Genomic DNA, 11,060 nt, shown 5'->3' with positions numbered 1-11,060 from the left:
CGTGGCGCGAAATCGAGCTTGCACGTGCCGGTGAAGCTGGGCGAAACGCGTGCGACGATCAACTTCTGGAGCACCGAACCCGACGCCTTCCCGCAGCCGGCCGTGCAATTGCTCGCGGCCTTGTCGCAAGCGATGGCAGCGCCGCGTCAGCAGGCCGAATCGTCGGCCGGTCGATAAACATCGCTGGCCCGCCGCGGGAATCGGTCCGCGGCGGGCTTACTCAATTGTCAGTTGCGGAAGCGCAACAAGGCCACCATCAAGCGTAGTTCCTGCACGTCTTCGCGAAGTTGCTCGAGCTCGAATCGCACGTTCGACAGGGGCGATTCGGTGGCCAGATGCTTGGCCTTTTCGATTTTGACTTTCGCCAGGTCGCGCTGCGCGATCAGCCGGTCGACTTCTCCCTGGCTGACGGCGCCGGCCGAACGCCGGTTGGCGTTTTGGGCCTTGGAAAGCGCGTCTTCGATCAGCCGCAGATCGGCCTCGGCGCTTGCCACGTGAATCTGCGCATCGGTGATGTCGCTGCCCTGCGCCAGTTGCACCCGTTCCCGCGCCTTGCGCACGCCATCCTGAATCCCCTGAATGACGGTAGGCCGGATGGTATTCGGGGCGCGGCGGTTCGTCTCTTCGTACTTGCGCAGCGTGGCCTCCATGAACTTCAGATAAGCCTGCGCCACGCGCACGTCCAAGTCGTGCTCTTTTTCCGCGTCAGCGGCCGTATCGGCGAGAGGGAGTTTCGGTTCCTGCTGTCCCCACAAAGGAGCGCTCACCTGCCCCGCAAGCCAGCCACTCACCACGCATGCGCCAACGAGAAGCCAACGACGACGCTGCGACATAAAATCACCTCGAATGCAAGAGAGAATCGTTAATGGTTGATCATGACAAGCGACATCTGCGAAGCGACTCGGGACGCCAATCATTTCGCGAGGTTATTCGCGCGACGGTGCATCCTCGACCTGCCGCCGACGGGAGACGGCATAGTCTACGGCTCCTGCCACCAGATGCTGTACCAGATTGTAGAAAATGATGGGTAGTAGCACTCGCGGATGATCAGCCAGTGCCATGGACGCCAGGACCAGCCCGGTGCCATTGTTATTCATTCCCAGTCCGAACATCAACGCAATCTGATCGGCGCGGCTGACGCCCAGCAGTCGAGCGATCAGCCAGCCGGCCCCGAAGTTGGTCGAACACAGCAATACGGTAATGGCCAGGATCATGGCCAGAAAATCGGGGTCGGGATTAGCGACCGATTCCGGCAACGAGACCGCGGCGTTGGAATAATTCAAAACCAATAACAACAGCAGGTTCACGAGCTTCAGATCCGGCTTCACCCGGGCGACACGCTCGGCCCCGGCCAGCCAGTGCCCGACAAGCCCCAGCGCCGAGGGAATGATCACCGCCACGGCCAGGAACGAGTTCGTCCCCGTCGTGGCCAGCTCGTGCAAATCCTCGGAGTAATCCCCCGTCGTCATCAGCCCCACGGCGTGCAGCCCCAGCGGAGTGGTCAAGGGACTGAGAAATGTCGAGCCCAACACCAGCGCCAAGCTGAGCGCCATGTTGCCGTTGGCGTTTTGCGACCAGGCCGTCGACGAGCCGGCAATGGGCATCGACGCCACGAGCGCCAATCCCACGAGCACGTTCTGCACCTCGTCAGGATTGTGCCAGATACGGAGCGACTGCATCACCAGGCCGACGAAACCGATCGGGATCACCAGGTTCGCCAACAGGCCAACGATCAAACTGCGCGGGCGGCGACGTATCTCCTTGAGTTCGGCCAGCTCGACACCTAGCCCGGCGTTGAAGAGCAATACGCCGAGCATGATCATCGGCAAGCTGACGCCGGCCAGGCCCGTCGAGCGGATCCACAAGCCCGGCCCGGGCGCAAAGCCGGCCAGGATATACGACGCGATCACCAGCAGAACGAACCGTCGGTGCAGGGCGTGCGAAATCGTTTGCAATTGATGAGCGAACACGAGTCGTCCGGGCTCCTGCCGTGACGTGGCAACGACTATTTCGTTCCGGCGCCGCTTGCTTTTTGGTTGTTGGCCCTCTTGAATGGTGTCATGGTATAGATCATCGTCGTGGCGAACAGGGCGCCGGCGTCTTGAGTCCTAGTGAGTGAGAAACACGGTTGCCATGCATTCACCCGATGTTAAAGAGCAAAAGCCGGCCAGTTCGCTCCGTTGGGTGCTGCCATTGATCGCCGTGGCCGTGGCGGCCTGGGGAGTGTTTCACGCCGTGGGCGCCTACCAGCTCAACCACAATTGGGCCCGTCCGCTCATGGTGCTGGGGTGCGTGGCGGCCTACCTGGGCTTCTGGGGGCTGATGCTCCGCAGTCGCCGCGCGCGGCTCGCACGCGAACAGAAAGATCGTTAGCAAACCATCGCGTATCGAGCGAGCGACGTCTCAAAGGCGGTTTCTTCGCCGCACCCCCGCTGCTTCCAGGGCCGAGGGGGGCCCGGTCGGGGTAAACATAACGTCGCATTGTCACGTAACAAACAAATAGGGGATAATCCGCGCCGACGGCGGACCATTTTGACGCGCCGATTCTCCGCAGCGCTCAGGCTTTGAGGAGGCAGTTGTGACGCGACTAGACAGCGGAATCTCATCGGGCAGGTACCTGCCGCGCAAGCCTCTCGACCAGCTCTCGATCGGCGAGTTTTTGATTCACCGTCTGCAAGACCATGGCATTCGCGACGTATTCGGCATTCCCGGCGATTATGTGCTGGCGTTCTACTCGATGCTGGAACATAGCCCCATCAATCTCGTCGGCTGCTGCCGCGAGGATAACGCGGGCTTTGCCGCGGATGCGTATGCGCGAATCAACGGCATGGGCGCAGTGTGCGTGACCTACTGCGTCGGCGGATTGAGCGTTGCCAACAGCATCGCGGGCGCCTACGCCGAAAAGTCGCCCGTCGTGCTGATCACCGGCTCGCCGGGCATGCGCGAACGCACGAACAATCCGCTGCTGCACCACAAGGTGCGCGAATTTCGCACGCAACTGGAAGTCTTCGAAAAGCTGTGCGTCGCCGCGACCGAGCTGGTCGATCCGGTGACCGCGTTTCGCGAGATCGATCGCGTGCTGGAATCGGCCGCGCGCTACAAGCGACCGGTGTACATCGAAATTCCGCGCGACATGGTCAAGGTCGTTCCCGGCGTCCCCTACGAATTTCGCCGGGCCGAACCGGTCAGCGATCCCGAATCGTTGGCCGAGGCGGTGAGCGAGGCCGCGCGGCTGTTGAATAGTTGCCAGAAGCCGGTGATCCTGGCCGGCGTCGAAATTCATCGTTTCGGCCTGCAGGACGAGCTGTTGAACCTGGCCGAGGGGTCGCAGATCCCCATCGCCGGCACCATCCTCGGCAAAAGCGCCGTGCGCGAGACGCATCCCCTCTACGTCGGCATGTACGAGGGCGCGATGGGGCGCGAAGAGGTCACCCAGTACGTCGAGGAGAGCGATTGCCTGCTTCTCTTGGGGGCCTTTCTCACGGACATCGACATGGGCATCTACACGGCCAATCTCGACGTCTCGAAGTGCATCTACGCCACCAGCGAAGAGCTGCGCATCCGCCACCACTATTATCACAACATTGTCTTGGCCGATTTCATTCGGGCGCTGGCAGCGCAGAATCCCACGCCGCCGGTGCGTCCCGTGCCGCCGCGCGCCAGCGGCAACGGCGCGGCCTACGTTCTCAAGCCCGACGAGCCGATCACGATCACGCGCATGATCGCGCGACTGAACGAATCGCTCGATGCCAACACGATCGTCATCTCGGACGTGGGCGATGCGCTGTTCGCCGCGACCGAATTGACGACCCATGCCCGCACCGAATTCATCGGGCCGGCCTATTACACGTCGATGGGGTTCGCGATTCCCGCGTCGCTGGGCACCGGCGTGGCCCGTCCCGACATGCGCACCGTGGTGCTCGTGGGCGATGGCGCTTTTCAGATGACGTCCAACGAGTTGTCGAGCATCGTACGGCACCAATTCGATCACATCGTGATCGTGCTCGACAATCATGGCTACGGGACCGAACGCTACCTTCATCCTGGTGAATTCAACGAAGTCCATCCCTGGAATTACGCGAAGATCACGGAGCTCTTCGGCGGTGGTACTGGTTACGAGGTGCGCACCGAAGGGGAATTCGACGCCGCCCTGGTCAGCGCGTGGGCTGACAATAGCGGGATGAGCTTGATCCACGTTCACCTGGCCACCGACGACTGCAGCCCGGCCCTGGCCCGCCTAGCCGAGCGATTAAGCAAGAAGGTGTGATATCGCGCCGCGGATGGAAGTGTCCTGCGTACTTACGGTCCGCTAATCGACCTGTGAAATCCGGACGGCGCCTGTCACCAGCCCGCAGCACCAGCGAGGGGACGCGCCGTGCGACAGGTGGCAGAAATCCCTCGCTGGCGCTGCGGGCTGGTGTTACGCCGAAATCGCTTGCGTGTGGCGAGCCCTGGCCCGCAGGTGGCCTTTACACCGTAGGCCAATGGCCACACCTGGGCTAGAATTCGGCAGGTGGCGGGGGTCGCACGAGCGTCCGTCCGCCTGGCGAAACGGGAACAGGGGTGCTGAATCGCTCGATGGTCGATCGACCCGTCTACATGGACAACCACGCCACGACGCGCGTCGATCCGCGCGTCGTCGAGGCGATGGCGCCGTACTTCACGGAGCAATACGGCAACCCCGGCAGCGTCAGCCATTCGTTCGGATGGCAGGCCAAGGAAGCCGTGGATGCGGCGCGCGCCGAGATCGCCGCTGCCATCGGGGCCGGCGAGCGCGACCTCGTGTTCACCAGTGGCGCCACCGAGAGCAACAACCTGGCGATTCGCGGCATCGCCGATCGCGTGCGCCGCAAGGGGAATCATTTCGTCACCGTGGCGACCGAGCATAAGAGCGTCTTGGACCCGCTCGCGCGGCTGTCGCGACGCGGCTTCGAAGTTACGCTTCTACCCGTCGAGCAGGCGACGAGCGAACGGGCCGGCCTGATCGACCTCGACCGCCTGGCCGAAGCGATTCGGCCCGAAACGCTCCTCGTTTCGGTGATGCTCGCGAATAACGAGATCGGCATGATTCAGCCGCTCACCGAGATCGCGGCGATTTGCCGCCAGCGTGGCATCCCACTGCATTGCGACGCGACGCAAGCCGTGGGCAAGATGCCGGTCGACGTCGATGTCCTGGGAGTGGACTTGATGAGCTTCACGGCGCACAAGATCTACGGTCCCAAGGGGGTGGGCGCCCTGTACGTCCGACGCCGTAATTCGGCGGCCCGACTGCAGCCGCAAATCGATGGCGGCGGACAGGAAGGAGGCGTCCGCAGCGGGACGCTGAACGTGCCGGGCATCGTCGGCTTTGCCAAAGCGATCTCGCTATGCCTGGATGAAATGCCGGAAGAACGCCCGCGATTGACCGCTTTGCGCGACCGGCTGTACGCCGGACTGATCGAGCGGTTGGAAGGTGTCACGCTCAACGGCCTGCCACTGGCCGACGAGCGCCGCTTGCCCGGCAACTTGAATACCAGCTTCGCCTACGTGAATGGCGAAGCTTTGATGATGAGCATGCAGCACCTGGCCGTGAGTTCGGGCAGTGCCTGCACGTCGGCCAATCCCGAGCCGAGCCATGTATTGCGGGCCCTGGGGCTGGACGAGGATCAAACCCGGGCCAGCCTGCGATTCGGGCTGGGCCGGTTTACCACGGCTGAAGACGTGGAATTTGCCATCGGGGCCGTGGCCGAGGCGGTCAAACGGCTGCGCAAGCTCAGTAGCCTGGCCTGATTGGGGCCGTATGTCAGGGCGGCGAGCTTCGGCCGTCCGAGCGCCTTATCTAGCGTTCTGGTACGGTTTTTCTGCTCGGGGTCGACGGTACCAAGGACGATGTAAAGGTGGGCGGAATTGCGCCCTTCCCTTTGTCCGCGGGATCGTATAATTATGACATAACTTGGCTACACGAATTGACTTTAACCCTCTCCGGGAGGCATCGGAAACCAATGGCTGTCATGCTCAGTGAAAAGGCCGCAAGCGAGGTCAAACGCATCATCCAGGAACAGAAGCTCGGTCCCGAGACCGTGCTGCGCGTGGGAGTCGTGGGCGGCGGCTGCAGCGGTTTCCAGTACAACCTGGGCTTCGACAAGGCGTTCGACGAAAAGATCGACTCGAAGTACGAGTGCCACGGTGTGCCGGTCGTCGTCGACAAGAAGAGCGCCCTGTACCTGGACGGCACCACGGTCGACTTCTACGACGGCTTGGAAAAGCGCGGCTTCACGTTCGATAACCCGAACGCCGTGAAGAGCTGCGGTTGCGGCAGCTCGTTCCAGGCTTAGGCCGGAACAGAACGCGCGCGGCATCCGGTCTTGTGAAAGAATTGCTAAATGGGCCTGGGCCACCATGAAGGTGGCTCAGGCCCTTATTGTTTGCGCAGCCAAGAACGCCGTCTCGCTTAGCGCTTCTTCTTCGCCGCCTTGGCCGCCGCTTCGGCGATTGGGTCGACCGGCGTGATCACGGAGTAGAAGCCGAACATCATTTCGTCCCACGTCTGCTCACCCCAGTTGACCGTCGTGTTCGGGTTGGGGTTGGCCGGGTTGTCCGACGAATTGTCGAAGTAGGCCGTACAGATCATGGTGCTCCCCTTGGGAATCTTCTTCGGCTCCTGGAGCATGTACCACAACTGCCAATTGAAGTCGTAGTGCGGCACATCGAGCAGGATCTCGTTCGTGCCGTCCGGGTGAATCAGCTCGTAGCGGAACGACTTGCCGCGCAAGTGCATGTGCGGGTTCATCCCCAAAAGAACCGTGTCACGGCGGAACTTGTGCCGTGCGGTCACCTGGTGGTTTGCTTCGTTCGGCGGAATGCGCAAGCTCACCTGTCCGCAACTCGAGCCCAACACCTCTTGCGTCACTTCCTCGGGCTTGGCGTAGACCAGGCCGACGTAGCTACGGTCGTCCTGCGCTTTGCCGTTGGGCGTGTAGTGGCATTGAAACACCAGCTTCGCGCCGGCCGGGACGCGGATCGCGGCCCCGTTTTCCAATCGACGGGGCGTCATGCCGGGCGCGTAGGCCATTTGCGGATCGCCGAAATCGAGCGAGCCCTGCTGTTGAATGAACACGATCACGTGGTGCACCACGGCCGGGTTACCCGCCTTCACCTCGGCCTGCTTGATCCAGTGATCTTCTTTGAAGCCGGGATCGACGATGAAGTGCTTGTAGCTCACCACGCCTTCGGCCGGCACCGTGTAGGGATCGTCGCGCATGTAAAAAATCTGGTCCGGCTTGTCGATGCCCCACCCTTCGGCGAAATGTGCGGGCTCGGGCAGATCGGCTTTATTCCCTTCGGGGCAGCCGTTCTCGATCCACCGATCCAGTAGCGCGATCTCGTCGGCGCTGAGCGACGGATTGTTCTTGAAATTGCCATGATCCGGCGCGGCCATCCACGGCGGCATGCGGCGCTCGTGAACCACTTCCTTCATCATCTCGGCCCAGCCGACCACTTCGTCGTAGCTGGTGAGCGAGAAGGGGGCGATCTGCCCCGCGTGATGGCATTCCACGCAGCGCGCCTGCAAGAGCCGCGCGATCTGCTTCGAGTAGGTCACGTCTCCCTTTGGATCGGCGCGCTTCACCCGTCCGATCAAGCAGCCGGGGGCCTCGGTCACCGGCTCGCTGACCGCTTTGCCTGCCAGGAGTTCATCGATTGCTTCGCTCAGATCGTTGCGGCCCGGCTTTTTGCGTTGAAAGCCCACGCCGTATTGATCGTCGATGCGCCCCCAGTAACGAACCACGCGATCGCCATCGAGCAGGAAAACTTCCGGCGTGCGAACGGCGCCGAAGCGGTCGGCGATCTCGTTGGCGGGGTCCTTGAGGACAGGAAACGGAATCTCCATCCGCTGCGCGTGATTGGCGACCTCGGTGATGGAATCCTGCTGATTCGAGTTGATGCCCAGGAACGCCACACCCTGCGACTTCCACTTTTCCGAGAGCTCGGCCAGGCGTGGCAGGTAGGCATTAGCCAACGGGCACTCGGTGCCCAGGAACGCCACGACCAGCAGCTTGGCGTCCTTGTAATCCTTGAGCGAGCGCATCGCGCCGCGCGCATCGTGCAGCGAGAATTCGTCGATCTTGCGGCCGACGCGGGCTTCGTCGGCGAAAGCTGCTTGCGGGGCGAACAACGTCGCAGTGGCGGCGAGCACGGCCAAACATCCCGCCCAAAACGTCCGGTGTGCCGAGGGAGAGTAGCTGTTCACGACCAGATCTCCTGCCTGAATGGTTGGCGCTATAAGTGCGCGGTATCGCCCAGTTCATGAACCGCCACGCCTGGCAACGGTAAGATTAAAAGTCCGGCAGCGGGAAAGCAACCGGAATCCACCGCTAATTGCGACGCTCGCCGCGGCAACGGCGACTTAGCGCTACATTGAAGCGTTCAGGTTTGCGTGTGAGGCTCCGCGACTAGCCCGAAGCGCCAGCGAGGGACTGGTCAGATAGAAAAGTGGCGCAAATCCCTCGCTGGCGCTTCGGGCTACTAAATGCGCACGAGAGGAACCTTGCACCGCTCTTACGCCGCCGGCTTGAGCACGAGCGTATGCACGGTCTCGCCGGGCAGAAACGGCTCGGCCTTGCCGTCGGCCCAGTTAGCATGCTCGTCGCGATAGTGGGGCGACAGCGGATGCCCACTCTGGCCGCACGGCATGTGCAGATAAGCGTCCTCTTCATGCCCGGGCGAGACGGCCATCCGCTGCGAAGCGCCCATCGACGGTGCCTGGATGCGCGGCATGTTTTCCGAATCGCCCGGCAGCGGCTGCGCCGGCATATCGAGCCAGGTGCTCAAGGCCGGCAGCGCCACGCTGAGCGGGTGCTGGATGCGGGTCGTGTTGTACGCGCCCCAGGTGTAGTCCGAAATCTTACCGCCGCTCTTCGCTGCATCGTTGATGACGTCGTCCACGGCCGCCACCAGCAGTTCGTCCCACGTTTTGAAGCGTGGGTCGATCAAATGCTCGGGGCGCTCCGAAACCAATCGCCACAGCGGGCCTTCGGTGCGGTCGAGCTTCACGATCGAAAAATCCTTGTCGATTTTCTTGCACGGAGCCACCAGCACGTCGGAAAGCTGCGTGAGCAATCGCCGGCGAAACGTCCGCACGGCTCGGAAGCCCACCGAATCGATCGCGGCATGCCCGCCCCAATGGTCGACATAGCGACGCAGCTCGGCACGCTGCGGATGATCGGCGACCGCCTCGGGCGACAGCACGTCCATCAGCAGCTTTTGCCAGCGCTCGAGAAATACCGCGCGATCGTCCAGTTGGATATGCAGCATGTCGGCTTCGGTCATCTTGTCGAGCGTGCGCAGATCGTCGCGAATCTGTTGCGCGCGGGCTCCCAGGTCGTAGCCGCCGTCGCCGAGGGTTACCAGCATATCGCCGCTGACCACGCGACCGTTGGCCGTCCACAGGCGGCCATCGTCGGGCTCGACCACGCGGGGATAATCCTCGGGCGCTAAGTAGCCGTCCCAGCGATGCGCGCCGTCGGCCCACGAGGAAGGCAACCGGCCATCGAAGCCGACTCGCTTCGGCACGCGCCCCATGATCGTCCAGGCAATGCGCCCCTGGTCGTCGGCCACGACGAAGTTCTGCGCCGGCGAGCCGCTCAGATTGGCCAACCGCAGCGCGTCTTCCAGCGTCTCGGCCGATTCGATTTTCAACAGGCCCATGTTTACGCCTTCCGGATCGTGGGCCACCCAGCGCTCGACGCGCGGCCGATCTTTATGATCGTGATCCATCACGGGTCCCCAGATCGTGGAGACGATATCCAGTTTCGCGTCTGGTTCGCCGGCGACGCGAATGATCTCTTCGTGGTGCTCGAACTCGCGCGGACCGTCGGGCGTGATGTACTTGGTCTTGTCGTTCGGATCGACTTCGATGACCACGACGTCGACCCAATCTCCTTCGCTGTTGGTAAAGCCCCACGCCACGTGGCCGTTGCTCCCCACGATGACGCCGGGCGTGCCCGGCAGCGTGACCCCCGTGATGCGTCGCTCCTTGGCGGGTTCGGCCGGGTCGTTCCACACGAGCGACGCCCGATACCAGATGTGCGGCACGCGAATGCCCAGGTGCATGTCGTCGGCGACCATGGCGCGGCCGTCGGCGGTGCGCTTGCCGGAGACGGCCCAATTATTGCTGCCCAGATGCACGTGCGCTTCGGGGGGGAGTGTGCCACGCGGCTGTAAGAGCGACACCGTCGCGGCGTCGGCCTTGCGTGTATCGAAGACTTCGGGACCCGGAATCGGCGGCGTCTGGAACGCTTCGCCGTGGATTGGTGCGTCCCACTCCGTGCCGAGCGGCGCAAGAAAGTCGGCCAGCTCCTTCGGCAGCACGTCGTACATGAGGCCGATCGTGGATTCGTCGCGATAATCTTCGCCCTGCAGGTCCAGGTACATCGAGAACATGACCAGCGCGCAATCTTCGGGCTGCCACGGCGCGGGTTCGATACCCATCAGCAGATACTCGAACGGTTTCGCGCCGAGCGCAGAAAGCCCCGCGTTGACGCCGGCTGAGTAGCGATCGATCGTGCGCTGCTCTTCGCTACTGGCCTTGGTCAGCAAGCGGCGAGCGACGTCCCGAAAGCGATGGATCCGCACCTTGCGATCCTGGTCCACGAGCTTCGGTCCGATCAACTCAGCCAACTCGCCGGCCGAATTACGCCGCAGCAGATCCATCTGGAAGTAGCGATCTTGGGCGTGGACAAATCCGAGGGCAAAGGCCACGTCGTCGCGCCCATCGGCCTGGATCGTGGGAATGCCGCGATGATCGCGCTCGATCTTTGCCGGACCGGTAAGTCCTTCGACCACGACCTCGCCGTCGAGCTGCGCCAGACTGGCCGCGACCTGGCGATGTGTCCACCAGAGGGCGCCCAGCAGGGCGACGAAGGCCACAACTACCAACCCCGCCAGAATCCGCAAAATGCGCTTGCGCATGGAGAGCAACAACCTGGCCTGGGCAAGGCCGCAACAGAAGGAAGGGAAGCGCGCGAACGAATGCTCGTATTGTCAGCCAGTAAGCCAAAAGCCGCAAGAGGCTCCAAGACACT

General features: G+C 62.7%; 8 protein-coding genes. 4 read left to right on the top strand and 4 right to left on the bottom strand.

The window, feature by feature from the left end; translation table 11 throughout:
* Positions 1-227: 227 nt before the first annotated feature.
* Together VHD36_13385 and VHD36_13380 are read right to left on the bottom strand one after the other, a co-directional pair.
* Positions 228-791: a hypothetical protein gene (locus VHD36_13385; GenBank protein HVU88307.1), complete on the bottom strand. Its 564-nt coding sequence runs from the start codon at positions 789-791 to the stop codon at positions 228-230.
* 135 nt (positions 792-926) lie between these two features.
* Positions 927-1,970, bottom strand: coding sequence for a bile acid:sodium symporter (locus VHD36_13380; protein ID HVU88306.1), 1,044 nt, complete (start codon positions 1,968-1,970; stop codon positions 927-929).
* Between the two features lie 163 nt (positions 1,971-2,133).
* On the opposite strand from VHD36_13380, the gene VHD36_13375 reads away from it, so the two are divergent.
* The 4 genes from VHD36_13375 (at position 2,134) to VHD36_13360 (ending at position 6,314) form a co-directional block, all read left to right on the top strand.
* The gene (locus VHD36_13375) at positions 2,134-2,373 is read left to right on the top strand and encodes a hypothetical protein (GenBank protein HVU88305.1); all 240 of its coding nucleotides are present in this window, start codon (positions 2,134-2,136) and stop codon (positions 2,371-2,373) included.
* A 205-nt stretch (positions 2,374-2,578) separates the two neighbouring features.
* Positions 2,579-4,267 (top strand): thiamine pyrophosphate-binding protein, encoded by a 1,689-nt coding sequence (locus VHD36_13370; GenBank protein ID HVU88304.1) that lies wholly within the window; start codon positions 2,579-2,581, stop codon positions 4,265-4,267.
* Positions 4,268-4,578: 311 nt separating this feature from the next.
* Complete coding sequence (locus VHD36_13365; protein HVU88303.1) at positions 4,579-5,769, top strand: aminotransferase class V-fold PLP-dependent enzyme; 1,191 nt, start codon at positions 4,579-4,581, stop codon at positions 5,767-5,769.
* Positions 5,770-5,990: 221 nt separating this feature from the next.
* A complete protein-coding gene (locus VHD36_13360) occupies positions 5,991-6,314 on the top strand; it encodes an iron-sulfur cluster assembly accessory protein (protein HVU88302.1) in 324 nt (107 codons plus the stop codon).
* Between the two features lie 116 nt (positions 6,315-6,430).
* Here the strand turns inward: VHD36_13360 and VHD36_13355 are convergent, their stop codons facing one another.
* Positions 6,431-8,227 carry a thioredoxin family protein gene (locus tag VHD36_13355; protein ID HVU88301.1) on the bottom strand — a complete coding sequence of 599 codons (1,797 nt, stop codon included), beginning with the start codon at positions 8,225-8,227 and terminating at the stop codon, positions 6,431-6,433.
* A 308-nt stretch (positions 8,228-8,535) separates the two neighbouring features.
* The gene (locus VHD36_13350; protein HVU88300.1) at positions 8,536-10,947 is read right to left on the bottom strand and encodes a penicillin acylase family protein; all 2,412 of its coding nucleotides are present in this window, start codon (positions 10,945-10,947) and stop codon (positions 8,536-8,538) included.
* Positions 10,948-11,060 lie beyond the last annotated feature (113 nt).

The sequence above is a fragment of the Pirellulales bacterium genome (assembly GCA_035546535.1).
Classification (GTDB): Bacteria; Planctomycetota; Planctomycetia; order Pirellulales; family JACPPG01; genus JACPPG01.
The sequence above is the reverse complement of the archived record's forward strand: the minus strand, read 5'-3'. Positions and strand labels throughout refer to the sequence as shown.